The 26,685-nt window shown below is 59.8% G+C and carries 36 protein-coding genes, 1 tRNA gene, 2 rRNA genes and 1 pseudogene (1 of these 40 running past the window's edge); 22 read left to right on the top strand and 18 right to left on the bottom strand.

Annotated elements, in window-relative coordinates; all coding sequences use genetic code 11:
• Positions 1 to 113: 113 nt before the first annotated feature.
• The 3 genes from OVY48_RS03205 to OVY48_RS03195 are packed head-to-tail and all read right to left on the bottom strand — an operon-like array spanning position 114 to position 3,512.
• A complete protein-coding gene (locus OVY48_RS03205; RefSeq protein ID WP_313921835.1) occupies positions 114 to 2,183 on the bottom strand; it encodes a ParB/RepB/Spo0J family partition protein in 2,070 nt (689 codons plus the stop codon).
• A complete protein-coding gene (locus OVY48_RS03200; protein ID WP_313921834.1) occupies positions 2,180 to 3,130 on the bottom strand; it encodes a toprim domain-containing protein in 951 nt (316 codons plus the stop codon). The genes OVY48_RS03205 and OVY48_RS03200 overlap by 4 nt, the downstream gene beginning before the upstream one ends.
• Before the next feature lie 4 nt (positions 3,131 to 3,134).
• Positions 3,135 to 3,512 carry a sigma factor-like helix-turn-helix DNA-binding protein gene (locus OVY48_RS03195; protein WP_313921833.1) on the bottom strand — a complete coding sequence of 126 codons (378 nt, stop codon included), beginning with the start codon at positions 3,510 to 3,512 and terminating at the stop codon, positions 3,135 to 3,137.
• A 272-nt stretch (positions 3,513 to 3,784) separates the two neighbouring features.
• Here OVY48_RS03195 and OVY48_RS03190 point away from each other — a divergent pair, with 272 nt between their 5' ends.
• From OVY48_RS03190 to OVY48_RS03165, 6 genes are all read left to right on the top strand, one after another.
• Positions 3,785 to 4,366 (top strand): helix-turn-helix transcriptional regulator, encoded by a 582-nt coding sequence (locus OVY48_RS03190; protein WP_313921832.1) that lies wholly within the window; start codon positions 3,785 to 3,787, stop codon positions 4,364 to 4,366.
• A gap of 55 nt (positions 4,367 to 4,421) precedes the next feature.
• A complete protein-coding gene (locus OVY48_RS03185; RefSeq protein ID WP_313921831.1) occupies positions 4,422 to 4,757 on the top strand; it encodes a hypothetical protein in 336 nt (111 codons plus the stop codon).
• A gap of 50 nt (positions 4,758 to 4,807) precedes the next feature.
• The gene (locus OVY48_RS03180) at positions 4,808 to 5,248 is read left to right on the top strand and encodes a hypothetical protein (RefSeq protein ID WP_313921830.1); all 441 of its coding nucleotides are present in this window, start codon (positions 4,808 to 4,810) and stop codon (positions 5,246 to 5,248) included.
• The gene (locus OVY48_RS03175; RefSeq protein WP_313921829.1) at positions 5,152 to 5,820 is read left to right on the top strand and encodes a RadC family protein; all 669 of its coding nucleotides are present in this window, start codon (positions 5,152 to 5,154) and stop codon (positions 5,818 to 5,820) included. The genes OVY48_RS03180 and OVY48_RS03175 overlap by 97 nt, the downstream gene beginning before the upstream one ends.
• Before the next feature lie 156 nt (positions 5,821 to 5,976).
• Complete coding sequence (locus tag OVY48_RS03170; RefSeq protein WP_313921828.1) at positions 5,977 to 6,351, top strand: MarR family transcriptional regulator; 375 nt, start codon at positions 5,977 to 5,979, stop codon at positions 6,349 to 6,351.
• A gap of 49 nt (positions 6,352 to 6,400) precedes the next feature.
• Entirely contained in the window at positions 6,401 to 6,994 is a 594-nt protein-coding gene (locus OVY48_RS03165) for an alpha-ketoglutarate-dependent dioxygenase AlkB (protein WP_313921827.1), read from the top strand.
• Positions 6,995 to 7,004: 10 nt separating this feature from the next.
• Here OVY48_RS03165 and OVY48_RS03160 read toward each other — a convergent pair whose 3' ends face one another.
• Both OVY48_RS03160 and OVY48_RS03155 read right to left on the bottom strand, forming a co-directional pair.
• Positions 7,005 to 7,196, bottom strand: a complete 192-nt coding sequence (locus OVY48_RS03160; protein ID WP_313921826.1) for a DUF6961 family protein — start codon at positions 7,194 to 7,196, stop codon at positions 7,005 to 7,007.
• Positions 7,197 to 7,534: 338 nt separating this feature from the next.
• Positions 7,535 to 7,810 carry an HU family DNA-binding protein gene (locus tag OVY48_RS03155; protein ID WP_313921825.1) on the bottom strand — a complete coding sequence of 92 codons (276 nt, stop codon included), beginning with the start codon at positions 7,808 to 7,810 and terminating at the stop codon, positions 7,535 to 7,537.
• A gap of 193 nt (positions 7,811 to 8,003) precedes the next feature.
• Between OVY48_RS03155 and trxC the strand changes: the two genes are divergently transcribed.
• Positions 8,004 to 8,459, top strand: a complete 456-nt coding sequence (gene trxC, locus OVY48_RS03150; protein WP_313921824.1) for a thioredoxin TrxC — start codon at positions 8,004 to 8,006, stop codon at positions 8,457 to 8,459.
• Complete coding sequence (locus OVY48_RS03145) at positions 8,429 to 8,785, top strand: hypothetical protein (protein WP_313921823.1); 357 nt, start codon at positions 8,429 to 8,431, stop codon at positions 8,783 to 8,785. Before trxC ends, OVY48_RS03145 begins: the two co-directional genes overlap by 31 nt.
• Here OVY48_RS03145 and xth read toward each other — a convergent pair.
• Together xth and OVY48_RS03135 are read right to left on the bottom strand one after the other, a co-directional pair.
• Positions 8,755 to 9,576: an exodeoxyribonuclease III gene (xth, locus tag OVY48_RS03140; protein WP_313921822.1), complete on the bottom strand. Its 822-nt coding sequence runs from the start codon at positions 9,574 to 9,576 to the stop codon at positions 8,755 to 8,757. The two genes, OVY48_RS03145 and xth, sit on opposite strands and share 31 nt — an antisense overlap.
• A 75-nt stretch (positions 9,577 to 9,651) precedes the next feature.
• Entirely contained in the window at positions 9,652 to 9,948 is a 297-nt protein-coding gene (locus OVY48_RS03135) for a GNAT family N-acetyltransferase (protein WP_313921821.1), read from the bottom strand.
• A gap of 398 nt (positions 9,949 to 10,346) precedes the next feature.
• Between OVY48_RS03135 and OVY48_RS03130 the strand changes: the two genes are divergently transcribed.
• Positions 10,347 to 10,520, top strand: coding sequence for a DUF6771 family protein (locus OVY48_RS03130; RefSeq protein WP_313921820.1), 174 nt, complete (start codon positions 10,347 to 10,349; stop codon positions 10,518 to 10,520).
• A gap of 58 nt (positions 10,521 to 10,578) precedes the next feature.
• Here the strand turns inward: OVY48_RS03130 and OVY48_RS23845 are convergent, their stop codons facing one another.
• The 5 genes from OVY48_RS23845 to OVY48_RS03110 all read right to left on the bottom strand — a co-directional run bounded on the left by OVY48_RS23845 (position 10,579) and on the right by OVY48_RS03110 (position 11,921).
• Positions 10,579 to 10,764 carry a DUF6961 family protein gene (locus OVY48_RS23845; RefSeq protein WP_409592830.1) on the bottom strand — a complete coding sequence of 62 codons (186 nt, stop codon included), beginning with the start codon at positions 10,762 to 10,764 and terminating at the stop codon, positions 10,579 to 10,581.
• Positions 10,761 to 10,961 (bottom strand): DUF5818 domain-containing protein, encoded by a 201-nt coding sequence (locus OVY48_RS03125; RefSeq protein WP_313921819.1) that lies wholly within the window; start codon positions 10,959 to 10,961, stop codon positions 10,761 to 10,763. The genes OVY48_RS23845 and OVY48_RS03125 overlap by 4 nt, the downstream gene beginning before the upstream one ends.
• Positions 10,961 to 11,383 carry a hypothetical protein gene (locus OVY48_RS03120; RefSeq protein WP_313921818.1) on the bottom strand — a complete coding sequence of 141 codons (423 nt, stop codon included), beginning with the start codon at positions 11,381 to 11,383 and terminating at the stop codon, positions 10,961 to 10,963. The genes OVY48_RS03125 and OVY48_RS03120 overlap by 1 nt, the downstream gene beginning before the upstream one ends.
• 10 nt (positions 11,384 to 11,393) lie before the next feature.
• The gene (locus OVY48_RS03115) at positions 11,394 to 11,579 is read right to left on the bottom strand and encodes a hypothetical protein (protein ID WP_313921817.1); all 186 of its coding nucleotides are present in this window, start codon (positions 11,577 to 11,579) and stop codon (positions 11,394 to 11,396) included.
• A gap of 150 nt (positions 11,580 to 11,729) precedes the next feature.
• A complete protein-coding gene (locus OVY48_RS03110) occupies positions 11,730 to 11,921 on the bottom strand; it encodes a DUF6771 family protein (RefSeq protein WP_037472503.1) in 192 nt (63 codons plus the stop codon).
• Positions 11,922 to 11,997: 76 nt separating this feature from the next.
• Between OVY48_RS03110 and OVY48_RS03105 the strand changes: the two genes are divergently transcribed.
• From OVY48_RS03105 to OVY48_RS03080, 6 genes are all read left to right on the top strand, one after another.
• Positions 11,998 to 12,588, top strand: coding sequence for an SOS response-associated peptidase family protein (locus OVY48_RS03105; RefSeq protein WP_313921816.1), 591 nt, complete (start codon positions 11,998 to 12,000; stop codon positions 12,586 to 12,588).
• A 75-nt stretch (positions 12,589 to 12,663) separates the two neighbouring features.
• Positions 12,664 to 13,077, top strand: coding sequence for a translesion error-prone DNA polymerase V autoproteolytic subunit (locus OVY48_RS03100; RefSeq protein ID WP_313921815.1), 414 nt, complete (start codon positions 12,664 to 12,666; stop codon positions 13,075 to 13,077).
• On the top strand, positions 13,074 to 14,345 hold the full coding sequence (locus OVY48_RS03095; protein WP_313921814.1) for a Y-family DNA polymerase: 1,272 nt from the start codon (positions 13,074 to 13,076) through the stop codon (positions 14,343 to 14,345). Before OVY48_RS03100 ends, OVY48_RS03095 begins: the two co-directional genes overlap by 4 nt.
• A 175-nt stretch (positions 14,346 to 14,520) precedes the next feature.
• Entirely contained in the window at positions 14,521 to 14,913 is a 393-nt protein-coding gene (locus OVY48_RS03090; protein WP_083216991.1) for a polyhydroxyalkanoic acid system family protein, read from the top strand.
• A gap of 78 nt (positions 14,914 to 14,991) precedes the next feature.
• The gene (locus OVY48_RS03085) at positions 14,992 to 15,798 is read left to right on the top strand and encodes a S1/P1 nuclease (RefSeq protein ID WP_313921813.1); all 807 of its coding nucleotides are present in this window, start codon (positions 14,992 to 14,994) and stop codon (positions 15,796 to 15,798) included.
• Between the two features lie 360 nt (positions 15,799 to 16,158).
• Complete coding sequence (locus OVY48_RS03080) at positions 16,159 to 16,986, top strand: 23S rRNA (adenine(2030)-N(6))-methyltransferase RlmJ (RefSeq protein ID WP_069064226.1); 828 nt, start codon at positions 16,159 to 16,161, stop codon at positions 16,984 to 16,986.
• Positions 16,987 to 17,069: 83 nt separating this feature from the next.
• On the opposite strand, the pseudogene OVY48_RS03075 reads toward OVY48_RS03080, so the two are convergent.
• A pseudogene (locus OVY48_RS03075) lies at positions 17,070 to 17,243 on the bottom strand (integrase); the annotation flags it as partial.
• Positions 17,244 to 17,441: 198 nt separating this feature from the next.
• Here OVY48_RS03075 and OVY48_RS03070 point away from each other — a divergent pair.
• Both OVY48_RS03070 and OVY48_RS03065 read left to right on the top strand, forming a co-directional pair.
• Entirely contained in the window at positions 17,442 to 17,687 is a 246-nt protein-coding gene (locus OVY48_RS03070) for a type II toxin-antitoxin system ParD family antitoxin (protein WP_069064224.1), read from the top strand.
• A 2-nt stretch (positions 17,688 to 17,689) separates the two neighbouring features.
• Positions 17,690 to 17,992 (top strand): type II toxin-antitoxin system RelE/ParE family toxin, encoded by a 303-nt coding sequence (locus OVY48_RS03065; RefSeq protein ID WP_313921812.1) that lies wholly within the window; start codon positions 17,690 to 17,692, stop codon positions 17,990 to 17,992.
• A gap of 314 nt (positions 17,993 to 18,306) precedes the next feature.
• Here the strand turns inward: OVY48_RS03065 and istB are convergent, their stop codons facing one another.
• Entirely contained in the window at positions 18,307 to 19,035 is a 729-nt protein-coding gene (istB, locus tag OVY48_RS03060) for an IS21-like element helper ATPase IstB (protein ID WP_313921616.1), read from the bottom strand.
• Complete coding sequence (istA, locus tag OVY48_RS03055) at positions 19,022 to 20,536, bottom strand: IS21 family transposase (protein WP_313921615.1); 1,515 nt, start codon at positions 20,534 to 20,536, stop codon at positions 19,022 to 19,024. The genes istB and istA overlap by 14 nt, the downstream gene beginning before the upstream one ends.
• Before the next feature lie 95 nt (positions 20,537 to 20,631).
• On the opposite strand from istA, the gene OVY48_RS03050 reads away from it, so the two are divergent.
• The 5 genes from OVY48_RS03050 to OVY48_RS03030 all read left to right on the top strand — a co-directional run bounded on the left by OVY48_RS03050 (position 20,632) and on the right by OVY48_RS03030 (position 23,854).
• The gene (locus OVY48_RS03050; RefSeq protein WP_313921811.1) at positions 20,632 to 21,084 is read left to right on the top strand and encodes a hypothetical protein; all 453 of its coding nucleotides are present in this window, start codon (positions 20,632 to 20,634) and stop codon (positions 21,082 to 21,084) included.
• Between the two features lie 63 nt (positions 21,085 to 21,147).
• Complete coding sequence (gene tnpA / locus OVY48_RS03045; RefSeq protein WP_313921603.1) at positions 21,148 to 21,522, top strand: IS66-like element accessory protein TnpA; 375 nt, start codon at positions 21,148 to 21,150, stop codon at positions 21,520 to 21,522.
• Entirely contained in the window at positions 21,519 to 21,866 is a 348-nt protein-coding gene (gene tnpB, locus OVY48_RS03040) for an IS66 family insertion sequence element accessory protein TnpB (RefSeq protein WP_096064158.1), read from the top strand. The genes tnpA and tnpB overlap by 4 nt, the downstream gene beginning before the upstream one ends.
• 63 nt (positions 21,867 to 21,929) lie before the next feature.
• Positions 21,930 to 23,558, top strand: a complete 1,629-nt coding sequence (gene tnpC, locus OVY48_RS03035) for an IS66 family transposase (RefSeq protein ID WP_313921664.1) — start codon at positions 21,930 to 21,932, stop codon at positions 23,556 to 23,558.
• Positions 23,558 to 23,854, top strand: a complete 297-nt coding sequence (locus tag OVY48_RS03030) for a hypothetical protein (RefSeq protein ID WP_313921605.1) — start codon at positions 23,558 to 23,560, stop codon at positions 23,852 to 23,854. The genes tnpC and OVY48_RS03030 overlap by 1 nt, the downstream gene beginning before the upstream one ends.
• Positions 23,855 to 23,949: 95 nt before the next feature.
• On the opposite strand, the gene OVY48_RS03025 is transcribed toward OVY48_RS03030, so the two are convergent.
• The 3 genes from OVY48_RS03025 to OVY48_RS03015 all read right to left on the bottom strand — a co-directional run.
• Positions 23,950 to 24,026 (bottom strand) — tRNA-Met (locus OVY48_RS03025).
• Positions 24,027 to 24,132: 106 nt separating this feature from the next.
• Positions 24,133 to 24,247, bottom strand: a 5S ribosomal RNA gene (gene rrf / locus OVY48_RS03020).
• A gap of 163 nt (positions 24,248 to 24,410) precedes the next feature.
• A 23S ribosomal RNA gene (locus tag OVY48_RS03015) occupies positions 24,411 to 26,685 on the bottom strand (it continues 521 nt past the right edge of the window).

Below are 26,685 nucleotides of genomic sequence, written 5' to 3'. Positions count from 1 at the left end.
AGGGCTCGGACCCGATCGGTCCACGCCTCGTCCGCTCCCCTTCCCTCCCAGGACGGCGGACAGAAAAAGGGACCATGACGACACATCATGGTCCCCAGCATTATTCCCCAGGCTCAGGCCGCCTGTGCGACGCGGTCCTCTCCAGCATCTTCGTCAGGCGCCGCAGCCAGCGCTTCCGCCGCAGCATCTCCATCGACACTGACCGGCCCGCTGCCACAATCGGCATCGCCATCTCCGGTGAGACTGGCTTCAGCTTCACCAACCGGCACAAAGCGCATGGCGTCCGGCAACCATTGCAGCGCGCGTTCCTTGACCTCTGCCTCGACGATGAGATCGCCGCTGAACAGTCGCTCGGCCGAGAGCGCAAGATCATGCTTCTTCGACGCCGCGTAGCGGGAACTCAGTTCCAGGCCGCCGACCGTTTCGAACGCCTGGAGGATCATCGCCTTGCTGACCCGGTCGAAATAGTTGCGCGCGGTCGGTCGCCACCAGGCCGTAACATCGATCCCGAACTTGACCCCGAGATGGTCGAGAAACACGCTGCCGGTCCGCCCGGCAGGCACCGCCTGGACCGTCCGGGCAATTGCCGAGCTGAACCAGGCAGCCCGTGCCTCCTGGCTCAAAGCGCAAAAGGCGTCATAGCGTGTCCGCACATCGGCATGATTGATCCAGCATCGATCAAGATCTTTTTCCAGCTTGAGCCACTGGCCGGCGGCAGGCGTATCGCTCTCATAGCCATGAAGCGGCGATGCGGGGGCATTGGCGCGCAGGTCGGTGGCCCGTTCCGCGCTGCCATAGGTCCGCGTTGCCGCGTCAGCCATGAAGAAGCTGGCGAGATCGAGCGCGAACCGCGGATCGCTGGCGATATGGACGCGCAGAAGTTCAGCCTTCATTTCGGCCAGTTCTTCTGCAAGGCGCTGGCTGATCTTTGGCTGGCCCGGCGCCACCTGTGCTGGCGCGCAATCCGCATCCGCATCCGCATCGACTTCATCATCATCACCGGTCGAATCCTGCGCATCGTCGGCCTGTTCAGTCGGAACATGATAAAGCTGTTCGTGGACGCGCGGCTGACCGTCGGAACCGATCACCACATAGGCCAGTGCGGACGCCTTTTGCTCCTCGGTCAGGATCGGCGCCCGTTGCCGGATTGCCTCACATTCAGCATTCAGCCGATCATAGCGCGCTTCGACCTCCTCCTCGGTCTCGTCGGTTTCGGCCGGGTTCTCGAATGCTTCCAGTTCCACTTCGATATCAGCAAGCCGCTGTTCCTGCTCTGGCGTCAGCGGTGGCTGTTCGCCCTCGATGGGCTTGAGATCCCAGGTTGCGCTATAGGCAATATGGGTGGTCGGCACGATGCGGACATCGCCAAAGCCTTCCCGTTCCCGGATCGCTTGCGCCGCCTGCGCCAGCCTATCGGTCGCCAGTTGATCGAGCAGGTCGCCATCAATCCACATCTCGCTCGCATCGTCGGTGAACAGGTCGCTGTCGATCCGGCCACCGGCGGCCACATAGGCCTCGCGACCGACAAGCAGGGCTTTAGGGTCATTGCCACTATTGCTGCCTTGGGCAAGCTGGCGCCGGATCTCGTTTAGATTATTGCGGTAATAGCTCTGCCCCAGAGTTTCGAATATCTGCGCCTGGCGCACGGCATCGGGACTGCTGGCATAAGCTATGGCAATCTCAAGGCTGATCTCGCCGTCGCGCAGGGCGTCAAAAATGCAGGGTGCCAGATCCGCAAGGCGCAGCCGTCCCAGTACGAAGCGCTCGGTCAGGCCAAAACGTTTGGCGATCTCGGCCGGGGTCTTGCCTTCGGTTTCGACAATATCCTGGAAAGCCCGGCAGGTGTCCGCTGGGTTCATGCTGAGCTTGAAGAAATTTTCCTCCAGGCTGGTGGCGATCGCATCTTTCGCGTCGCGCAGGACCAGCACCGGCACCTGATAGTCTGGCCCGAAGACGCCCTTTTCGATGAGACGATGCACCGCATCGAGGCGCCGTCCGCCCGCGGCGATACGATAATGGCCTTTCTTGCGCGCAACCGGCACGCCGATCAGATTCTGCCTTATGCCCTTGGCGGCGATATTGGCCTCAAGCTGGGCGTCGGCGACAGCATCGCTGGACTTGCGGACATTGGATGGCGACTTGCTGAGGTTCGCCGCGGCAACGAGAATGGGAAGCTGGTTCATCGACTGGGATCTCCAGGCGCCAAAGACCCGCCCATCGGGTCTTCCTGCGCCACATCATCCAATCCCCCTCCCTCCCTTGCCTGCTGGACATCGTTCCAGTCATTATAGCCTGATGGCGGCCGGATATGCGTGACCGTCCTCGTTCCGTCGCCATACGCCGCCAGCGCACGCGCTGCAGCGATACGGCCCGCACGGTCGTTGTCGGGAAGCAGAATGAGCCGGTTAATCGACGCGGGGATGGCAATAGTGTGCAAGCGCTCACTACCAAGTGTGGCCCAGACCGGAATGTCGAGAAGGTACATGGCCGACAGGGCCGTCTCGATGCCCTCGGCAAGGCCAAGAATATTGGTAACTGGAGCCAGCATGACGGCACCATGGCCGGGTCGGCCCAGCAAACGACGGGCCGGTTGTACGTCGGCAGCGAGACGGGAATAGCGACGATCAAGAAATGTCCGGTGGATGGCGACAATTTCTTCTCTGTCGCGCACGGCAGCAATCATGGCAGGGCGAAACTCAAGCCCCGTGTCGGTTCGCAAGGGCGTTCGCGGATGAAAACGCAGCCATTCTCCCAGATTGGCGATGGAACGCGACTGCAGATAGGCCTGCGCCAGCGTGTCAGCGATCGGTCGGCTCGCATGCCAGATGTCCCTCGCCTGGCGCCGGAAACCGGATTGGAAATCGCGCGTCGAATGATCTGGCTCATGACAAGCTGCCAGCGCCTGATAGTCGATCCGTGCGATTGCGCGCAGGACATCGCTGGCATGGCAGCCTGCAAAGCATTTGAAGAGCAGAGCTGTCTTGCCCAGTCGGACAGAAAGGCTGGGATCATGATCGTCATGGGCCGGGCAAAGGCACAGACCGCCAGAAGACGTCCAGCGGCCGCCCAGATGTTTGACCAGCAGCTTTGCGCGCGCTTCCATGATAAGCCGGTCGATGGGAGCCGTCATTTCGTCAAAGCCTGTTGCGCGCAAGTATCGCTACGGCTCGCCGTAAATGGCGACGAACCCGGCGGGGGCGCATCTCGAAGGTTCGCGCAATGTCGTCAATCTGCATGGCATAATGTACGCGCAGCAAGAGAAGGAGCCGGGTCAGGGTTGGCATATGTTCAGCGCAGCGTGCGGTTATATCGGTTTTGCCGGAAGACAAGGCCGATTGATCGTAATACCATGCGGATCGGTCCCGCGACCGTTGTGTGGTCAGAAGATCATCCTGATCCGCTTGATCCTGGTCGTCGAGCCAGACAAATATAGTGCCTATGAGAGCCTCATCCCTGCGGTAACGCAGGCAGGCGAATATATGGCACGCGAGGCGGACGATAAGTGCGTTCATGGTGGATATCCGTTGGGACGTTCTGGCCGAAACCTGCTCGATCATCCCCTGTCCATCCCCTCCCCTCCATGCCCGGAGGTCTGGATGGCGGCATCCCGCCCCCGGCTGGACGGGATATAGCTGTGCAAATTTACTTCAATTCGTCTCAAAATACGGGGCTGAATGGTTGCGTTTGCGTTGCAATTTCATGACATTGTGAGCGGGGCCGCAGAGGAAATATTATTTGCGACTGATCTGCCATGGATGCGTCGCAAGGCTGGAGACAGTGCGCGATGATGACCAAACCACCCGTTCCGCCGGACATTGCGGCCTTTGAGACGAGGCTCGCGAGCCTGACGGGTCGGCAACGACAATGCCTTGCCCTGGTGGCGCGGGGCTATTCGAGCAAGGAGATTGCTACGCATCTGGGTAATAGTCATGGTCGTGTCGACAAACATATATTGGCAGCGCGTGGCAAGTTGGGCGGTATTGCCCGGCAGGAGGCGGCACGGCTAGTGGCTGCCTATGAAGAGAGTCTCGTCGAGACGTCTCAGAGGGCCCAAAAAATGGGCGCCCAATCTTTGGGCCTGCCATTCCCGGCTGCGTCTGGCCAATTTGATTCCACTGACGATCAAGTGGACGCAGATATTGCCGATGCCGATTTATTGGCCGCACAGCAGGAGAACTACCATAGTTCGGTACGCTTTCCTCTGATGGGTAATATTCTGCCATTCCGCACAAGCGGGAGGCCCGACAATGACCTGAATTCGAACATGACGTTGATTGCTCTGGCGATCATGGCGGCGCTTGCTCTTGTGATGGCAGGATCGGCCGCGTCTCTGCTCTCGGCGCTCGACGCCCTGGCACGCCACTAAAACCAACATTTTTATGTTGCCCCTTATGCACCCGCCTTTGCGGGAAGGAGATCCTATGCGCGCTAAACGACAGACCATCGCCAAATCGGTTGCCGAACGGCTATTTGCCGCCGAAGCGGCGCTCGATATTGCTGCTGCCCGGATTGCCGAACTCAACGCGTCGCTACCCCTAGCCCGTCTCGATGCCCGTTTCGCGGCCGCGATCGGCCAGGAAGCTATCGCGACATCTGCCGCTGCCGTCATGCTGATTGCGCAGACCCGCGAGCAGATGGTCATAACCCACGCCCATCTCAAACGGGCCAGCGATGATGTTGGCCTCGGGCAAACCGCCTATGGCGACCTTTTCAAAGTTGTCTCGCACGATCAGCCTGCCAATCTGCGCGTCGTCTGACCCGCAAGAGACGATTGACGCAATGCGGCCACCTGGATTCAATGAAGGTCATGACCCGGCAAATCGCGTTCCTGACCCTGCTCATTGTCAGCACCCTCTATGCCGCATGGCGGGGCGGCACGCCCGAAAGGATCGGCGCTGCAGCCCTGCTGGGCGCTGCCTGTCTGTCCGTAGGGCTTGTCGACCCGTTCGGCGACCGGTTTCATCATATCGAGATCGCCATTCTCCTGGTCGATTTCGCTTTATTGAGTGTGTTTATATGGCTTTCTCTACAAAGCACACGGTTCTGGCCGCTCTGGGTCGCGGCGATGCTGGGCGCAGAGGTAACCGTGCATCTGATGCGCATCTTGATGCCGGCGATTGTACCACGTGCCTATGTCGATGCGCTGGCGGTGTGGAGTTGGGTGGCACAAACCATGCTCATCGGCGCGACCTTTCGGCATCGCAGCCGGATAAAACGGCGCGGTGTCGACAGGCCCTGGAAGAGCTGATCGCGCTCACCTGTCCGGCGCGCGCGCCCGAACTGGCGCAGCGGCTGGTCGACAGGTTCGGTTCTTTTGCCGCAACTCTTTCTGCGCGGCGCCAGGACCGGATGCGCCTTCTGGATGGCGCGCTATGTGTCGAGCGGACATTTGAGTGCCTGCAAATGTCTATCCAGCATATTCTGTGCGGAAAACTCGCCGGTAAATCGATACTCTCGAACGAACAGGCACTGATGGACTATCTGCGCGCCACCATGGCATTCGCGCCGGTCGAACAGTTGCGGGTGCTTTTCCTTAACGCCGTCAATGAGATATTGGCAGATGAAGTGCTGGCTACCGGCACCATCTCTCATGTCCACGCCTATCCGCGCGAAATCATGAAGCGATGCGTCGAGATAGGCGCGACCGCAATTTTTCTCATTCATAATCATCCATCGGGCCAACCTCAGCCTTCACGGGCTGACCGGGCCTTCACCAGGAAGATTGTCGATGCCGCACGCTGCCTGGATGTCGCGGTCCATGATCATCTGGTCATCGCCCGTGCCGGGCATGTGAGCTTCCGCCAGGCGGGGTATCTTTAGCCCCACGCCCCGCCGCGCCGAACAGCAGGCGTAGCCAGAAAGGCGGCAACCACTTCAGGCGAACCGCAATGATCAATGTGGCTGTCAAACATGGCCCGCTCGTCCACGGGCCGAAGAGAGGAGCGAAGGGTCAGTATCCAAAAAAGGAGGCATGACATGACGCAAATATATCCCCCCGACAGACGTATCGATATGTGCCGCAGGCTTGTGGTCATGCGGCAGACGATTGGTGAGGCTATTGGCTATCGTCTATGCCCCAGCCCTGTCTGGGACATGCTGCTCGATCTTTACCTGGCGCAATATGAGAAGCGGGAGGTCTATCTCTTCTCCCTGTATACGGCCGCCCCCGACATTCCGCAGTCGACCGCCCACCGCAAGATCGCCGAGATGGAAAAGCGGGGGCTGGTGACGCGGGACATTCCTCGTCCTGATGGGCGACGCGTCGCGATTTCGATGACGGACCAAGGCCTTGCCATCGTCGACCGTCTGCTTGATCGGATTATTGAGTTATGGGAAGGCGGGAAATCATAAATCACCTATGCGATTGCCTTTTAAGCGCAGCGTCCCAATTTAGGCGTGGATGGCCAGCCTGTTTTCCGACCTGTTCGAGACCCCGAAAATTCCGGGCCTCTCCTATCGTGACAACCTTCTCTCTCGCGACGAAGAGTTGAGGTTGATCGCCGGGATCGACGCGACGGCGCTTGAGCCATTCCGTTTTCAGGGCTGGTTCGGCAAGCGCCTGACCAGTTCTTTTGGCTGGCGCTATGATTTTGATGATGCACGCTTCGGGCCGACGGATCCCATGCCTGATTGGCTGCTGCCCATACGCGACAGAGCCGCCGCCTTTGCGGGCCTTGACCCCGCTAGCCTCGCCCAGGCGCTTCTTATCAGGTACGATCCTGGTCCCGGCATAGGTTGGCACCGCGATCGCCCGGTTTTCCACCATGTGGTTGGTATTTCGCTGGGCGTTTCTGCACCTTTACGTTTTCGGCGGCGCAAGGCCGGCGGGTTCGATCGCGTCACCGTCCCGCTAGCACCGCGTTCGATCTATCACCTCCATGGCGAAGCGCGGTACCAATGGGAACATAGCATAGTCGAAATGGAAGAGACCCGCTGGTCGATCACTTTCCGTACGCTCGCTGATAGACTGGCGGGCCGGAACATAATCAGATAGCTGCCCACCTTCAATGCTCCATGGTGCCCGCATCGAGAAGCTGGTCTATGCGCGTCGCAATGTCGAGCCAACGCGCAAAACCGGCCTGATCTCCCGCCAGCGCCAGCGTTCTCACCCTTTCTGCAACGAAGTCGCCGGCATTCGCGCCATGTTCCCACTCGACCGCCAGCGCCTCAGCCCAACGTTCAAGATCGGCCCTCACAGCAGCGACTGCGCAGATGCTGCTGCACGTGTCTTGTTCCAGGGACCGCTCGTGCGCGTAATCTCGATAAGGTCGTGACCGAGAACGAGGTTCTCGTCTTGTGGCCCGGCATCCCGTCAGGATTGGTGAAGTGGGTGAAGACGGTAAGACAGCGATAGCGCGGGTTCACCACCATATCGTCCCGCACGGGATTGGTGAGATCTGCGACCATTCCTAAACGTTGCGGATTGTCACCCTACTCCTGCATCTCGCGGGTCAGGCGCGGAAAGCCCACCCTATCGACCGTATCAGCCGACGAAGCCCGCAAGCATCTTGGACGGACGCTTACCAGCCACACATTAGCCGTTCAGCTTGTCCTTCACCGCCTTGGCGGGCGTGAAGCCGAGCTTTTTGGAAGCGGCGATCTGGATGGTAGCGCCGGTGGACGGGTTGCGACCTTCACGCGCTGGCGTGTCCTTGACCTTGAACTTGCCAAAGCCGTTCAGGGCAATTTCTTCGCCCGCTGCTGCAGCATCGGCGATCGCGGCGAAGACCGCATCGACCAGCTTGCGGGCATCCGCCTTGGAAAGGCCGTTGTCGCCGGCGATCTTCTCCGCGAGATCTGTATTGTTCATGGGCTATATCCTGTTTCGTTTGGATGACGAACTTAGACGAGTGAGCAAGCCAACGTCCAGCCAGGCCGTTATAGCTTTTTGGCAGCCTATGGGCTTCATCGTCCTCCCAGGACGTGCTTGCCTTCGAGGGCCTGACATTCGGGGTGTCCGATCCCATCTATGGCATCCAAGACGATGCATGATGGAGACCAGAATGGCCACGGCGCCCAATGATGCCCTGATCGTCATATGTCCGGCTTGCGCAACGGCGAACCGGTTGACCCGCGGAAGGCTGGCCAAAGGCGGAAGCTGCGGCCGATGCAAGCAGTTCCTATTCTCCGGTGAGCCTGTCACACTGACCGCAGATAATTTCGACGCGCATGCCGCGCGGTCCGATATTCCCCTGCTCGTCGATTTCTGGGCAAGCTGGTGCGGCCCGTGCCGTCAGATGGCCCCAGCGTTCAGCGCTGCAGCCGGACAACTTGAACCCTATATGCGGCTGGGCAAGCTTGATACCGAGGCGCATCAGGCAATTGCGGATCGCTATGCCATCCGGTCCATTCCCACGATGATCCTTTTTCGGGGTGGCCGCGAGATTGCGCGGCAGTCGGGCGCCATGCCGCAACAGGCCATCGTTGCATGGGCGCGCGAGGCGGCAAGGCCGGGGTGAGCCGGGAGCCCGCAACCCACCCGGCAACGCCCGATGGTCGCTATTTTGTCGTGCACGGCCGCCTATGGCGGCTGTCCAATCCCGCGTTGGACGAAGACGTCCGAGCTTCGCTGGTATCGGATCTGATGCAGGCGCGCAGAGCCGTGCGGGACGCCCGAAAGGATGGCGATGCAGCGGCCGAGCGTGAAGCGCATGCGGCGGTGGACATTGCCAAACGCGGACTTGGCGAGCGTGGCCCAGTCTGGTGGACTGATGGTGCACCTGACTATAATCGCCATATGGCGCGTAATACGCCCTATGCCGACTGGTTTACCGCTCTCGACTGACGCGCCTTGCGCACCGGCTTGTCGGCCAGTTCGATCCAGACCGGGGCATGGTCACTTGTCTTTTCCCATCCGCGCGGCGCTGTTTCGACCTGCGCGCATTCAAGCCTGCTCCGTGCCTTCCCATTGAGCAGAATCTGGTCGATCCGAAGGCCTGCGTTGCGCTCGAAGGCCCCGCGCCAATATTTCCAGAACGTATAGACGGTCTGATCGGGGTGCAGTTCGCGCAGAGCGTCGCTCCATCCCTGCTCCAGCACATGGCGGTAAGCTTCCCTCACCTCTGGCGCGAAGAGCGCATCGTCCCGCCACCGCTCGGGCGAATAGACATCCAGATCGGTTGGCATCACGTTGAAATCACCGGCGATGACCACCGGCGCATCTATAGCGACGAGCGAGGCGAGATGGTCGTGAAGTCGCTCGAACCAGCGCAATTTGAAGTCGAACTTGGGTCCAGGACGTGGATTGCCATTGGGTAGATAAAGACCTGCCACCAGAACCCCGGCAACAGCCGCTTCGATGTAGCGGCTTTGCATATCGTCAGGATCGCCCGGCAGCCCGCGGCGCGTCCCATGAATTTCACCGACCCGGCTCAAGATCGCAACCCCGTTCCACCGGCTTTGCCCATGCCAGACCGCGTCGTAACCTGCATCACGGATCGCTGTTTCGGGAAATTTATCTTGCGGCGCCTTCAATTCCTGCAGACAGACGATGTCGGGCTCGGCTTCGCCCAGCCATCGCAGGAGAACAGGCAGACGCCCGTTGATCCCGTTCACATTATAGGTCGCGATCTTCATCTTTGAGATTACGCAATGGCCGCCGTTGAGGCGTAGAATTGGTCAAAAGTCATGCTGTTCCAGGTATCCCCCCGATCAGCCCGGCGCGTCGAGAGCGAGCAGATCCTGCTCCTCGGGATGGCGATCGAAATAGCCGGCGACAAATTCGCATAGTGGCACGACCTTCAATCCTTTCGCCCGCACATCCGCCTGAGCACCTGCAATCAGCCTGCTGGCAATGCCCTGCCCTTCCAAGGCCTCAGGAACCTGCGTGTGCGTGAAGACCAATGCGCCATCGCGCCGTTCATAGGCCGCAATAGCCGTGCCGCCATCAACCTTCAGTTCATAGCGGCTCCCGCCTTCATTATCGCGGACGTCCTGCGTCTCAGCCATGGTCGGGTTCTCTTTCTTTCAGGTCTTTTGCATCGGCGATTTTCGCAGAGCCTGTCGATAGATCGAACAGATGGACAATGGCGAGGTTCCGCTAGCGCTGTCTGCTGACGAATGTGACCTGGCTTTTGCGCTCCGATGCCGTGCAGCCGCATAGTTTGCTCGAGAAAACCGAGCTGCAGCGCTCATGAATAGCTGCTTCACCCGTCATTCATCGCAACATGCTATTTCATGCCTGTCGCTTCTTCCCCCTTTGGAGCGGCACCTCCCTGAACTTCGGTCCCGCCGCGAGCCTTGCTCTGGCGGGGCTTTTTTTATGCGTCCCCTGCTTTCATCACGATCGCCTTGGGAGTGTCCCCTTGATGATTGCTTGTCCGCACGCGACCACTCATAGGGCCCGCATGGACCAGGAAACCTCCGAGCTGATCATCCGTGTCATTGCCCGCGCCCCGCAATGGCTTCGCCACGACCTGTCGTCAAAGGACCTCAATGCCCGCGGACGGGCCGAAGAAACGCTCGCCGCCATGATCGCCGATGCGCTGTCCCATGGATCGCTCCAGGATCAGGAGGGCTAACGCCTGCTGCGAACACCGCCTGCCATGCTACGAATGTAATGGCCAGGGCGATGATCGGCTATTGGACAGGCGACCGCATCATCATGTCCATCCGGCGTGCAATATCTTTCCACATTGCCACGCCAGCCATGTCTCCCGCAACGGCAAGGGCACCGATCCGTTCGGCCACTCTGCGCGGTGCGTGCTCACCATGCTGCTTCATCAGTATGGAGACCGCCCCCCACAAAAGCTGGTCTTGCGTCATGCCAGGGTGATCCGTTCGACCGCAATCAGATCGAAACCGTCGCGCACGCCGATGATGGCAACGCGCTTGCCCAGCAGAGGTCGCCAGGCCTTGGTGATCTCCAGTCGCCACTCGCCTCCATCGGCTACACGCAGCACCGGATAGAAGTCGCCTTCCAGAAGAATGCCGGTCAGCTCATGGCGCGTTCCCCTTGGCATCAGCGACAATGTCCCCGCGCATAACGATCCCATCGCAGGACAGTGCCGGACCTGATCATCGCGCAGCTTATGTCGCCCGTGCCGGGCAGACTGCACCATGCGCCTGTGCGACCGCCCCGCGCCGATCCATTTGAGACGCAGCGCATGGCCGGCGCCGATACAAGAATATGGCCGGTCCGCGCCTTGCCTTTCGCGCCGCCCAGCAAGCGCACCAGCCGGTCTCGCGCTGCAATAGCCGATGCCTTGGGACAGGGGTGCCCCTGTTTGCATGTGCCGTCCATCTCGCGCGCCGCGATACCGGCCAACCGTATCTTTGGACCTTCCGCACACCAGATAGGGCCGTCCCCGTCCCAGACACGGGTCGGCGTACAGGCAAAGGCCTGCCCGGATGCCAGAACGACCGCGGATAGGACGGCAAGCATGAGCCTCGCTTCAGCCTTCGGCCAGGATGGTCATGACGCTGTCGAGACTGCCTTTGACGACGATATAATTTCCCTTCTCGAAATTGACCGCACTGGTGTCGTGCTCACCGCGGTAGCGCCGAACGAAGCTGACCCGATCGACATTGACGGCCACGAAATCGCCGTCCACCGTTTCCAAACGCACATATCCGTTCATACCTGTTCCCGATCGCCTAAACCGAGACGCTAGCGTGGCGGTGCCGAATTGCACAGCCGCTATGCCGTCTATTGCTCAAGATCAGGAAAGCAGCAGACTATTCAGCATCGCTGACCATGTGCATCACGCGGATGTACGGCAGGCTTTGCGTCACAGGGGCAGCGTCATCTGGCGGATGTCAGGGATTGTGGGGGGATGCTCGATAGCCGCGATGACGCTTTGCGCCAGTTCCACCGCGGCCTGTTCGCGCAGGCGCTCGTTGGGTGCAGTGAGGGCGACGCGTGCCCAGGCCGGGGCGTGAAGCAGGCTCTGCGCGAGCCAAAGAGAATCAGGGTGAGTCATGGGTCTGATCGTAAAGAACATATCAGGAACGACGCAAGAGGCTTGCGATGAAATTGGCGATCGCTAGGCTGCCTGGATGTGCAATCATTATCGAACCGACCCCGACAAGATCCCCGGTTGGCGGGACTATGCGGGGTTCGATATCCGCCAGCCCAACGCCGCGTTCGCGACGGACGTCTGGCCCAAAAAGCCGGGTATGATCGTTCGCAACGATGACGGGGCGATCCGAAGCGATGTCATGTCCTGGGGCGTGCCAACCCACGTCAAAGGCAAGAGCGGAAAGATGCTTGAAAAGCGCGTCACCAATGTGCGGAATCTCAGCAGCCCATTCTGGAAGTCGATGCTGGCCAATCCTCTGCAGCGGTGCCTCGTCCCCTTCTCGACATTTGCGGAACCCAGGACCGGGGAAGGTCGCGCTGAGTGGTGGTTCAACGTGATCGACCAGCCGATCGCGGCGTTCGCTGGAATATGGCGGCAGAGCGACCAGGGTCCGGTCTATGCGTTTCTGACCTGCCAACCCAATGCGCTGGTCGCGGCGCTCCATCCCAAAGCCATGCCGGTCATAGTTGAGCCCGGCGATTATCAGGCATGGCTATCGACCGATTATGACGGTGCCTGTGCGATGGCGAGGGCATATCCTGCCGCGCGGATGGCCGTTCAAGACTAGAACATAAAAAGAACAAATCACCGTTTCGGACAATCAGGCTATGCTGGATCGGGTCTCTGATTCGTGGCCTATTTGATGTTTGAACCCATACCCATTTGCCTTGCCATGCCCGATCTGCCGCTGCTGCTGGTGAGCCTGCCGGCAGGCTTTCCTTCGCCTGCGCAGGACGACATGGAGGAACCCATCAATCTGGCCGACTGGCTGGTTGAGCATCCGGCTGCAAGCTACATCATGCGCGCCGATGGATATTCCATGACCGGAGCCGGGATTACCGACGGCGATCTGATCATCGTTAGCAGGGCAAAAAAGCCTGTTGCAGGTCATATCGTCGTCGCTGTGATCCATGGCGATCGCACGTTGAAGCGCCTGAGACGGCGCGATGGGCGCTTGTGGCTGGTCCCGGAGGCCGATGGCTTTCCTGACATCATCGTGGATGAATATGTCGAGATATGGGGCGTGGTCGTCGGACTGGCCCGCAAATATGGATGAGCGCGCCTGTCGCCCTGATTGACTGCAACAATTATTATGTGTCGTGCGAAAGAGCGTTCGATGCCAGCCTCATTGGTGTCCCAGTCATTGTCCTCTCCAACAATGACGGCTGTGCGATTGCCCGTTCGGGTGAAGCCAAGGCCCTGGGCATCAAAATGGGGGATCCTGTCCATCTCATCCGCAACAAGATCAGGCAGCATGGCATCCGCGTCCTCTCATCCAACTATGCCCTCTATGGCGATATGCAGCGGCGCGTCGTGGCGGCGATAGAGCCATTTGCGCGGGATTTCGAAATCTACTCGATCGATGAAACCTTTGTCGATTTTGCGGGCTTCGAGCATCTGGATCTGGCCGCGCACAGCCGCGCCATGCGCGCGCAGGTCCGGCAGTGGACCACGATACCCACCTGTGTGGGCATCGCTTCAACCAAGACGCTCGCAAAGCTGGCGAATGCGGCGGCGAAGAAAAACCCGACATTTGATGGCGTCGCCGACCTGCGCGACGAAGACTTATGCCGTTGGGTACTCGACCAGTTCGACGTGGACGATGTGTGGGGCGTCGGCAGGGCAACGGCGGCCAAACTGGCAGGCCTGGATATCTGCACTGCCGGGCAGTTGCGCGACATGGCCCTCAAGCAGGCCCGCGCCATCGGCGGTGTCGTGCTGGAACGGCTGGTCGCTGAATTGCGCGGTGTTCCGGCGTGCGCCATCGAAACCGTAGCGCCTCAGCGCAAGGGCATGGCTGTCACCCGATCCTTTGGTACGCCTGTCACCGATATGGACATGCTGATGGGCGCCGTTGCGCAATATGCGATGCGGGCGGGAGAAAAGCTTCGGCAGCACGGCCTGGTAGCAGGACGCCTGACGGTATTTTTCCATACCAATCGGCATAAGCAGGACCGGCCGCAATATTCTGCGACGCGGACGCTCACCATGCAGCCCATGACCAACGATGGCCTCATGCTTCTTGCCTACGCCCGGCGCGGCATAGAGAGCGCTTGGCGAGAGGGCTATGGCATCACCAAGGCGGGCGTCATGCTGGAAGACCTCATCGACGCTGATAGACGACCGCGAACGCTGTTCGAGGACGATAGCGGAAGGCGTGATCGGTTGATGGTCGCCATGGATCAGGTCAACATGCGTTTCGGGAAGTTCGCGGCCGTTCCGGCCAGCCAGGGGTTCAAGCGCGAATGGGCGGCCAGATCGGACAGCAAGTCGCCCAACTACACCACCCGCATTGCCGAGGTGCCCGCCGTAAAGGCGAGATGAGCAAGGTTTACTGCCGGGGGTCCCTTGTCCGATGTGGCTGGATATCGCCCAACCGGCTGATCTCGAGCGATGAACGATCCTGGCAGTGAACGGTCAGCGCTGCCCACGATTGGGCGTGCAGGCAGTCCCTCCCCTTCCCGGTCAAGCACCACCCCCCTACCCCAGCGCCAGCCTCATGATGCGGACCCACGCGACAGAGCCGGAACCACATCCTTGGTCCAAGCGTCCATGGACCATGGCATCTCCGACTGTAATTGACATTCCCCACACTCTTGGTCGCGACGAGGCCATACGGCGCATGGAGAGGGGCGTTGGCAAACTGGCCTCGCACATCCCGGGCGGCGCAGCCACTGTGACCCATTCATGGCCCAGCGCTGAGCGTCTTGCATTGACGGTCGCAACCATGGGCGTCGAAGTGCCCTGCACCGTTGATGCGGAAGACAATCGGCTGCGGGTGACGCTCCATCTTCCTGGCATGCTGAGCCTGATGTCAGGGCCGATCGCCGCCATAGTAGAGAAGCAGGGCGAACGGCTGATGCTGGACGATAGGGCCGACAGGACGATCTAGGTTCGCGCCACGCGGAGAGAAACGCCATCTACAGCAAACCATCTTTCCCTGGAGAGGAAATGCCGCCAAGGAACAGCCATGCGCATATACTCCCTTCTCGCCATCCCATTGCTTTTGACCACGCCCGCTCAGGCGTGGGGTCCTGTCGGTCACCGCATAACAGGTGCCATTGCCGATGAGAATTTGAGCGGCGTCGCGCGCGCCCATGTCCATCTTCTGCTAGGTACGCAGGATCTCGCCGAGGCAGCGACCTGGCCCGACGACATGAAATCCGACCCTGCCGAATATTGGCAGAAGAAGGCTGGCCCCTGGCACTATGTGACGGTCAGGCAAGGGGACAGCTATCAAAGCAAGGACGCGCCGCCAGAGGGCGATGCCATGAGCGCGCTGGATGGCTTTACGGCTACATTGCGCAATCCTAAATCGTCGATCGAGGACAAGCGGCTGGCCCTCCGCTTCATCGTGCACATCATCGGCGATCTGCATCAGCCATTGCACGCGGGCGGTGGGGATGACCGGGGCGGCAATGATGTCAAGGTGACCTGGTTCGGCCGCTCGACCAACCTTCATTCGGTGTGGGACTCAGCGATGATCGCGCAACGGTCCTTGTCCTATTCCGAATATGCGCAATGGCTGTCGCGCACGATCTCGCCTGAGCAGGTGATCGATTGGAGCGATCCTGCGCCTTCGGTGTGGATTGCGGAGAGCATCGCGCTACGCAAGACGATCTACCCCGCCGACGCCAGCATGTCCTGGGACTATGCCTACAAACATCGATCGGAGATGGACGATCGACTGAAGCGCGGAGGTATAAGGATCGCGGCCTACCTGAACTGGGTGTTCGAGCCCAGACATAGCGCCGGTCCAGCCGGACGGACTAAATGACTACCTCGATACATAGTGTGAATGTATTGAGGCATTTGGTGAGCGGCTATGTCATTTCCGACTTCGCCCGGGCCATGGCCGAGCTTGCTCCTGTCCGGCGGCAGTTAACTAATCCAAGTCATCCTACATTGAGCGGGCGCAAGTCCGTTACGTTGTTCGAACATTTCCATGCGCGCGGAGCCCTGCGTCTCCGCCTCTGGTAGCGATCGCTAACGCGGACTTGAGGCGTCGTACAGAAGTGTATTGAAGGTTTCCACACGACTTCATACTAGCGCCGGATTGGTTTCTTCAATCGCTTCGCGCTCGGCAACCGTGCCCGGCCTCAAATATAAATGTAGATCGTCAAGCATTCGGGTCGCAATGAATTATCGCCATTCCTTCCATGCCGGCAATAGCGCCGATGTCGTCAAGCACAGCCTGCTAATTGCCCTCGTGCGGGCCTTGCAGCAAAAACAGAGCGCGCTGACCCTGATCGACACCCATGCAGGCTGCGGGCTGTACGACCTTGACGGAGAGGATGCCCAACGCACCGGCGAGTCCACGCAGGGCGTGCAGCGGGCTTTTGCCGACTCGAACGCCTTGCTGAACGACTACCGCGCCGTCGTACAAGCGGTAAATGTCGGGACCGAGGCACATTTTTACCCGGGCTCGCCGCGGATTCTGGCGCAGCTTCTTCGGCCGCAGGATTTCCTGATCCTGAACGAAAAACATCCCGAGGATGCCTATACCCTGCGCGGCATGATGCGCGGCACGACCGCTGCCGTACATGAGCGCGACGCTTACGAGCTTTGGCTGGCGATGGTGCCACCCCGCACCGCGCGCGGCGTGGTGCTGGTCGATCCGCCTTATGAGCAGGCAGACGAACGCGAACGCATCACAGCCACACTTGCCGCCGCTCACCGCAAATGGGCGCATGGCGTGACGGTGATCTGGTATCCGCTGAAAGACCGCGCCACGCATGGGCGGTGGAGGGAGCAATTACGCAAACTCGGCATTCCCAAATTGCTGCGGGTGGAGCATTGGTTATACGATGGCGACCAGTCCGGCTTATACAACGGCGCGGGCCTTTATATCGTCAATCCGCCCTACGCCTTCACGCAGGTGCTGCCGCCTCTGCTGGAAGCCTTGCGCGCCGCGCTGGCGCCGAAAGGGCATAGGGGCGAGATCACAACTGATTGGTTGGGCTAGTGGCCTGGCCTGTCCTTTCGAGCTTTTCCGAACCAGTTCGACAATGCGCCAGGCATCTGAACATAGGTTGGGACGAGCCTGTAGATTGCAAGGTCGAACAGCGCCCGATCCCTGAGGCGGCGGCGCTGATTAAGGCAAAAGCGGATCTCCCAGATTTGCTTTGGCTTCAGCGCCCGCTTGGCGCCGACCGCGCGCCCAGCGTTCCAGACCGGGCGCTTGGGGGATGCATTAAAGGTTTCAGACATTTTCCTGATCATTCTGCAATTGGCCAAAATTGGCCATTCTGAAGAACGGCTGCAGACCTCCGGGGGAGATTAGCGCGGCTTGGAGCAAGCCGCGCTTGGGGAATCGTAGAAGGCGTCGGCTGCACAATGGCCACTCTTCGCGGGGGCAGGTCAGGCGAGAATTGACAACCTTTGCCAATCTTTGCTATTTTCTTGCCCTTGGAGGTTGCCATGGCTACGATGAACATCTCACTGCCCGATCCGATGAAGCAATGGGTCGAAGCGCAAGCTGACACTGGTCGGTATAGCAATGCCAGTGACTATGTGCGCGATCTCATCCGCCGGGACCAAGAACGCGCCGACAAAGTCGCGGTCGTGCAGCGCCTTGTCGATGAGGCCCGCGCCAGCGGTTTGAGCGACGAGACGATGGCGGACATCCGGACGCGAGCGATCAGCCAGGCTGGCTTGCAAGCCTGACCGTGCCTCGCTTTCGCTTAACGCGCGCCGCAGCCGACGATCTGACAACCATCTTTCTCGAAGGCATCAAGCAGTTCGGACTACCTCAAGCCGATACCTATCTTGAAGGGCTGAGCGCGATATTCGCGTTTCTTGCCGAGTATCCCCAGGCTGCTCGATTGCGGGAGGAAATATCGCCTCCCGTCCGCGTACATCCCTACAAGGCACATCTGGTGATTTATGACGTGGGAGATGAGCACCAAGTCATCATTCTGCGTGTCCGGCATGGCAGGGAGGATTGGATGTCTTCGAACTACGACGGCTAGCCGTGCAAGGTACGTGCTTGCGAACAATCCGCAGAGATCCCCACCCTACTTGGCATTTCTCCTGCCGACCAACATCCGCTATTCGGCGGTAGGGTGCCGAACGTCGGCTTGCTCCGACACCTGGCATTCGGCAGAGATGTCAATCGGCGTGCAAACGGGACCCCTTATCGGCGCGCAAAAGGGACCCCCTGTCAGGATGGCGGAGCGTTGATGTGACGGGCTTCCTTGCGCTGCGCGCGGCGTAGGGAGGGCGTAGCCCGACCGGAGGCGCGCGCAGCGCAAAACATCTTCTAATTGATCGGTGCTGGGGGGGATCAGCTGCGGTTTTTGAAGCGCCAGCTGTCATTGCCGGTCTCGACGATGTCGCAATGATGGGTGACGCGGTCGAGGAGCGCGGTGGTCATCTTGGGATCGCCGAACACGGTGGGCCACTCGCCAAAGGCGAGGTTGGTGGTGATGATGACGCTGGTCTGCTCATAGAGTTTGCTGATCAGGTGGAACAGCAGCTGGCCGCCTGATCGGGCGAACGGCAGATAGCCCAGTTCATCGAGCACGATCAGATCGAGGCGGGATAGCTGGGCGGCGAGAGCGCCACTCTTGCCGATCCTGGCCTCCTCTTCGAGGCGGGTCACCAGATCGACCGTGTTGAAGTAGCGGCCTCGGGCGCCGGAGCGCACTACATTGGCGGTGATGGCGATGGCCAGATGGGTCTTTCCTGTGCCTGTGCCGCCGACCAGGACGATATTGCGCCGTGCGGGCAGGAACGCGCCGCTGTGCAATGAACGCACAAGCCCCTCGTTGATCGGGGTACCCTCGAACCGGAAGGCATCGATGTCCTTTACGACTGGCAGCCTGGCAGCGGCCATCCGGTATCGGATCGACGCGGCATGACGATGCGTCGCCTCCGCTCGCAGGAGATCGGTCAGTATCTCCATGGTGGTGCGCTGGCGCTGAAGGCCGGTGATGACGGCATCGTCGAACGCGCCCGCCATGCCCTTGAGTCCAAGCCCGCGCATGGCCTCGATCATATCATGCCGCTGCATCGAAGGTCCTCAGCTGGTCGTAACGGGCACAGTCGGCGATCGGGGGATGGCGCAGAGCGCTATCCTCGGAGGTGATGATCGTCAGCGGACGCGGCGGTTCCCGGCGTCGTGCCAGGATGTTGAGGATCAGGTCGTCGCTTGCCGTGCCCGTCGCCAGTGCCTCATGCACAGCGGCTTCGACAGGCTCCAGGCCATCGGTCAGTACGGCCGACAGTACACGGACGAACCGGCGATCGGCATCGTCGCCATTACCCAGCTTGCGGCGCAGGCGGGCAAGCGCCGGTGGCAGATCCCAGTCCTGGAAGGGGGCACCGTTCCGCAGCGCGCCAGGCTTGCGGGCCAGCACTGGCAGATAATGCCAGGGGTCATAGATCGTGCGGTTGCGCCCAAAGTAGCGAGGATGTTCAGCGACAACCTCTTCGCCGCAGCGAACGACGATGCGATCGGCATAGGCGCGGACCTGCACCGTGCGTCGTGCCACCGTCGATAGCACCGAGTAGCGATTGCGGTCGAAGCTGATCAGGCAGGTGCCGGTCACAGCATGCTCGCTCTCATTGAAGCCGTCGAACGGTCCCAGCATCGGCTGCAGCGCAGATCGTTCGATCTCCAGCATCTGCGCCACGGTCAGCTCTCCCTGTTCGGGATGGGGCTGCCGTTCCGCCCAGCGCCGACACTCGGCCTCCAGCCAGCCATTGAGCTCTTCGAGACTGGCGAACCGCAACCGGGGCTGGAAGAAGCGACCCCGGATCGTCTGCACCTGGTTCTCGACCTGACCCTTCTCCCATCCCGCCGCAGGCGAGCAGGCCGTGGGCTCGACCATATAATGGTCGGTCATGATCAGGAACCGCCGGTTGAAGACGCGTTCCTTGCCGGTGAACACGCTCGTCACAGCCGTCTTCATATTATCGTAGATGCCGCGCCCTGGCACGCCGCCGAAGAAAGCAAAGCCGCGCGCATGCGCGTCGAACAGCATCTCCTGGCTCTCACGAGGATAAGCCCGGACATAGACCGCGCGTGAGGCACACAGTCGCATATGCGCGACCTTCACCCGCATCGGTGCCCCGGCGATCTCAACATCTTCATGGCTCCAGTCGAACTGGTAGGCCTCGCCTGGCCTGAACATCAGCGGGATGAAGGCCGTGACACCATCGCCGGCATCTTTGCGCCGCTCGATCTTCCAGCGCGTCGTATAGCGCCGCACCGCATCGTAAGAACCCTCAAAGCCTTCGCGCACCAGCAGGTCATGGATCCGCGTCATCCGCAGCCGGTCACGCCTGCCGCGCAGCTCGTTCTCTTCCAGCAGCGTGTTCAGGCGCTCCTGAAACGGACCGATCCTGGGCAGCGGCTGAACCTTGCGCTGATAATCAAAGGCGCCCTCCGGCGCTCGGACCGCTTTGCGGATGACCTTCCGCGACACATGCAGATCCCGTGCGATCGCCTTGATCGCCTTGCCTCCGGCATACTCGCGCCGGATCCGTAAAACTGTCTCCAAAACCAACATCCCGATCTCGCCGCCTGAAAATCCAGCCGGCTGCTTAAACCATCGAAATGAGGGGTCCCTTTTAGACGCCGATCACCCCGCTAACGGGGTCCTTTTTGCACGCCGATCCACAGTTTTGCGACGAGTTCACGCGCGAGACCAATAGGCTAAGGGGCGATGCAGGTGCAGCCATAGCCAGCGCTCAGGCAGAGATCAAAAAGATCGACCGTGATCTGGATATGCTGGTGAACCTGATCCTGCGCGGCGGCGCGGCTGACAAGATCAACGCCAAGATGGTTGGATTGGAAGCACGCAAGAAGGAACTGGAGCGCGACCTCGCCCAGGCCCAGGAGCCCCCTCCCCTGCTCCATCCCAACATGGCCCACCATTATCGGGCTCAACTCGACAATCTCTATCGAGCGCTGGAGCATGAGGACGAGACCAAGCGCTTCGAGGCGGCTGAGGTCATCCGGTCGCTCATCGACGCGATCATATTGGTGCCTGAAGGTGGCGAACTGAAGATTGATGGTAACCGACCGGTTGAGGCCGCCTGCCTTGCTGTGATGTGAGCGCGTAAGAGACGTCCATAAGGACGTCGTTATGGACGTCCTGAGCCAAAGCGAGGGACGGCGGTGGAGATATTGGGCCGGGAACGGCGTCGTCGGTGGAGCAACGCGGAGAAGCTCGAGATCGTCGCCGCTGTGGGAATGAACGGAGAGACGTTGGCGCGCGTCGCGCGGCGCTACGATGTGTCGCGAAGCCAGATCTATCAATGGCGCCATCTGTTCAGGAAGCGAGGGTTGCTGCCTGCGGCGGACGGGCCGACCTTTTTGCCGGTTGATATCGGGGCGCCCATGCTGAGCGCGGAGCCCGTGCTCGATGACCGGGTGGTGGTCTCGCCCTTGATCGTCGAGCTGTGTCTGGCGCAAGGACGGCGGCTGCGCTTCGATGCCGGCATCGAGGCTACTGCCTTGACCCAGCTTATCCGGTCGGTGGAAGCTGCATGATCGGACCGGGCACCGGCGTAAGGGTCTATCTCGCCTGCGGCGTCACTGACATGCGCAAAGGGATTTCGGGTCTTGCAATGCTGGCCCAGACCGTGCTGCGACAGAAGCCGGCCAGTGGTGCCGTATTCGCCTTTCGGGGACGGCGCGGCGACAGGCTGAAGCTGCTTTACTGGGATGGTCAGGGATTTTGCCTCTATTACAAGATCCTGGAGCGCGGCCGTTTTCCCTGGCCCTCTGCGGCTGACGGGGCGGCGCGACTGACATCGGCCCAACTCGCGATGCTGTGGGAAGGGATCGACTGGAGGCGTCCGAACTGGGGTGCGCCGCCTACACGCGCGGGGTAACTTTTCTTCTGCAAAAGCGGCTGTTCTGCTAGGCTTTGCGGCCGATTTCCTGTATAAAAAGCCATGCTCAACGCGGCATCCGATCTTCCCGAAGACCCGGCCCTTCTCAAGGCGCTGATCGCCCAGTTGCAGGCCCAGAACAAGAAGCTGACGACGACGCTGCGCGCCCATGACCTGGTCGTCCAGGCACTGCGTTTGCAGATCGCCAGGCTCAGGAAGCAGGCTTTCGGCAAATCCTCCGAGAAGATCGAACGCGAGATCGAGCAACTCGAGTTCGCTCTCGAAGACGTGCTTGTTTCGGTCGCGCAACAGGGCCTCGTGACAAGTGGCCTGGACGATTCCGAGGCGCAAGCGGCGGTCGCGTCTGCCGAGACCACCCCTGGGCCGCGTCCATCTCGGCGCCCACGCGTCTCGGCGGATACGCCGCGCCAACGCCACGAACTTGACCCCGGCAGCACCTGTCCGGAGTGCGGCGGCGAGCTGCGTCTCGTCGGCGAAGACGTGAGCGAGATCCTCGAGATGATCACGGCAAAGCTCCAGGTCATCGAAGTCGTCCGCCCGAAGAAGTCCTGCCGTTGCTGCGAGAAGATGGTCCAGGTGCCAGCCCCGAGCCGACCGATCCCCGGTAGCATGGCCGGAGGAAGTCTCCTGGCTTACGTGCTGATCTCGAAGTTTGACGACCATTTGCCGCTGTACCGGCAGAACGAGATCATCGCGCGCATGGGTGCCGACATCCCACGCAGCACGCTGGCCGATTGGTGTGGTCGCTCGATGCGGATCCTGCAGCCGGTGATCGACCGGATCGAGGCCTCGGTCCTGGGCAGCGACATCCTGCACGCCGACGATACACCGATCCGCGTGCTGGCTCCGGAACGACGCGCCAAGGGTATCGGCAAGGGTGTGATGCAAGGCCGGATCTGGGGCTATGTCTGTGATCAGCGGCCTTGGGCCGGCACCGCGCCGCCTGGCGTCCTCTACCGCTATGCGCCCAACTGGAAAGCCGAGCACGTGCTGGCGCACTTGGGCAGCGCAAGCGGTATTCTTCAAGCCGACGCCTACAAAGGCTATGCTAAGCTCTACGAACCCGTCGCGGATGGTGAGCCTCGCTTCCGGGAAGCGGCCTGCTTTGCGCATTGGCGACGCGATTTTCATGACATCTGGACGTCGCAAAAATCCGAGATCGCACACGAGGCGCTCGAGCGTATCGGGCAACTCTACGACATTGAGCGCAAGATCGCGGGCAAGCCTGCCGATATCCGCCAGGCAATACGCCAGGAGTTGAGCCGACCCAAGCTTGAGGCTCTGCATAGCTGGGCCGAGAAGCAACTCACCCGTATCTCGACCAAGGGAGACCTGGCGAAGGCCTTTCGCTACGCCCTGGGGCGCTGGCACGCCTTCAGCCTCTTTATCGACGATGGACGCGTCGCCATCGACAACAACGCTGCCGAGCGGGCTGTCCGGCCCATATGCCTGGGCAAGAAGAACTGGTTATTCGCCGGCTCCGAAACAGGCGCCGAAACCCTCGCCCGCGCCATGACGCTGATCGAAAGCGCCAAAATGAACGGTCTCGATCCACAAGCATACATCACCGACTTGCTCAATCGCATCCACGATCACAAGATCAACAGGATCGACGAGCTGTTACCCTGGAACTGGGTGCCGCTCACCATCCCGCTAGCACTGGCCGCCTGATGGCCGCCGTCACTTCCTTGCTCACCCTCGACTATGTCGCCAAGATACTCGACGAGAACGTGGAGTTGCTGGAAGCCATCGTTTCAAACGACGACAACCTCACCTACGGCGCCATCGTCAGCGTCCACACCGGTCTGGACGAGTCCATCACCGCGCTGACGGATCACGGCGTGGAAGAACTGACGGACATGCTTAGCCAAGCACGTCTCACGACCAAGGCCTGGCACCAATTCCTCGATGACTTTATCGACGATCCCGAGCTCGCCGCGCGCTTCAAGGCCCATAAGCCGCGGTAACAATCGGACGGTTACGATCGAACAGCGTCGAGTGGCGCAGAATGCACAAAGCCCCGGCGCTTTGGCGTCGGGGCTTTGTGGAATGTCGGTTTCGGTGGTTGCGGGAGTAGGATTTGAACCTACGACCTTCAGGTTATGAGCCTGACGAGCTACCGGGCTGCTCCATCCCGCGACACGTGGTTGCCCCTTGGTTTTGGGGTAACGCAAAAAAGGCGGCTTTGGGGCCGCCTTTTTTGACAATGTGAATGGGTTTTTGCTGATTTTGCGCGAGCTTCAATGCCTGGCGACGCCCTACTCTTCCAGTGCTTGAGCAATAGTACCATCGGCGCAGACTGGTTTCACGGCCGAGTTCGGGATGGGATCGGGTGGGTCACAGACGCTATGGTCACCAAGCAATGAAGCTGGCGCAAAATCAGGGTTTATAATCGATACCGTGCACGGTGTTTTGCGTGTGTCGTGATTTCTGGCTGGCTTAAGAACCACGCCATCTCATTCAAGCTACCTGTTGCCAGTGCTGTCATTGATGGTGGGACTCTGCGATTCACGAATGAACCGTTTAAGCGCGAACAGAGCAATTAGGACTGGTTAGCTTCATGGATTACTCCACTTCCACATCCAGCCTATCAACGTCGTGGTCTACGACGGCTCGATGAAATCTTATCTCGAGGGAGGCTTCCCGCTTAGATGCTTTCAGCGGTTATCCCGTCCATACATAGCTACCCAGCTGCGCTCCTGGCGGAACGACTGGTACACCAGAGGTATGTTCAACCCGGTCCTCTCGTACTAGGGTCAACTCCTCTCAAATTTCGACGCCCACGGCAGATAGGGACCAAACTGTCTCGCGACGTTCTGAACCCAGCTCACGTACCACTTTAATTGGCGAACAGCCAAACCCTTGGGACCTGCTCCAGCCCCAGGATGTGATGAGCCGACATCGAGGTGCCAAACGATTCCGTCGATATGAGCTCTTGGGAATCATCAGCCTGTTATCCCCGGCGTACCTTTTATCCGTTGAGCGATGGCCCTTCCACGAGGGACCACCGGATCACTATGACCGACTTTCGTCTCTGCTCGACTTGTCAGTCTCGCAGTCAGGCGGGCTTATGCCATTGCACTCTAACAGACGGTTTCCAACCGTCCTGAGCCCACCATCGCGCGCCTCCGTTACTCTTTAGGAGGCGACCGCCCCAGTCAAACTACCCACCACAGAGGGTCCCTGTACCGGATAACGGTACGAGGTTAGACATCAGAAAACAGCAGGGTGGTATTTCACCTATGGCTCCACATCAACTGGCGTCGATGCTTCAAAGCCTCCCACCTATGCTACACAGCTCTTTCCTAATGCCACTCTGAAGTTGCAGTAAAGGTGCACGGGGTCTTTCCGTCTAACCGCGGGTACTCCGCATCTTCACGGAGAATTCAATTTCGCTGAGCATATCCTGGAGACAGTGGGGAAGTCGTTACGCCATTCGTGCAGGTCGGAACTTACCCGACAAGGAATTTCGCTACCTTAGGACCGTTATAGTTACGGCCGCCGTTTACCTGGGCTTCAATTCAGTGCTTGCACACCTCCTCTTAACCTTCAGGCACCGGGCAGGCGTCAGGCCCTATACGTCGTCTTGAAGCCGACTTAGCAGAGCCCTGTGTTTTTGCTAAACAGTCGCTACCCCCTGGCCTGTGCCCCCCATAAGAGCTTGCGCTTATATGGGGCCTCCTTCTTCCGAAGGTACGGAGGCAATTTGCCGAGTTCCTTCAGGATACTTCTCTCAAACGCCTTGGTATACTCTACCATTCCACCTGTGTCGGTTTAGGGTACGGTCTATACGGAGGGGCTATTTCCTGGGACGATTTCACAGCCTGGAGCAATCCAATAAGCCCAGACCATTTACACCATCCGTCACACACCTCCAGGCCCACGAATATTAACGTGGTTCCCATCGACTACCCCCTTCGGGCTCGTCTTAGGGGCCGGCTTACCCTGCTCAGATTAGCTTTAAGCAGGAACCCTTGGAATTTCGGCGACAGTGCATCTCACACTGTTAATCGCTACTCATGTCTGCATTCGCACTTCCGATACCTCCACGACCCATTACCAGATCGCTTCAACGGCCTACGGAACGCTCCGCTACCGCGTGATCGTAAACGATCACACCCTAAGCTTCGGTGCATCACTTTAGCCCCGTTACATCTTCGCCGCAGGATCTCTTATTTAGACCAGTGAGCTGTTACGCTTTCTTTAAAGGATGGCTGCTTCTAAGCCAACCTCCTGGTTGTTTTGGAAATCCCACATGCTTTCCCACTTAGTGATGACTTGGGGACCTTAGCTGTAGGTTAGGGCTGTTTCCCTTTTGACGACGGACCTTAGCACCCGCCGTCTGTCTGCCGGACTAGACTCGTTGGTATTCGGAGTTTGGTTAGTGTTGGTAGATCTCGCGACCCCCGCAACCATCCAGTGCTCTACCCCCAACGGCAATCATCCGACGCTCTACCTCAATAGATTTCGCGGAGAACCAGCTATTTCCCGGCTTGATTGGCCTTTCACCCCTAAGCACAACTCATCCGACAATTTTTCAACATTGAACGGTTCGGTCCTCCAGTGCGTGTTACCGCACCTTCAACCTGGTCATGCATAGATCGCCGGGTTTCGGGTCTAATGCATCAAACTGAAGTCGCCCTATTCAGACTCGCTTTCGCTGCGCCTACACCTAACGGCTTAAGCTTGCTTGATACACTAAGTCACAGACCCATTATGCAAGAGGTACGCGGTCAGGTCTCAAGGACCCTCCCACTGCTTGTAGGCATCCGGTTTCAGGTACTGTTTCACTCCCCTC

Source organism: Sphingobium sp. SA2 (assembly GCF_032227065.1).
Taxonomy (GTDB): domain Bacteria; phylum Pseudomonadota; class Alphaproteobacteria; order Sphingomonadales; family Sphingomonadaceae; genus Sphingobium.
This window is presented reverse-complemented; position numbering and strand designations above follow the sequence as displayed.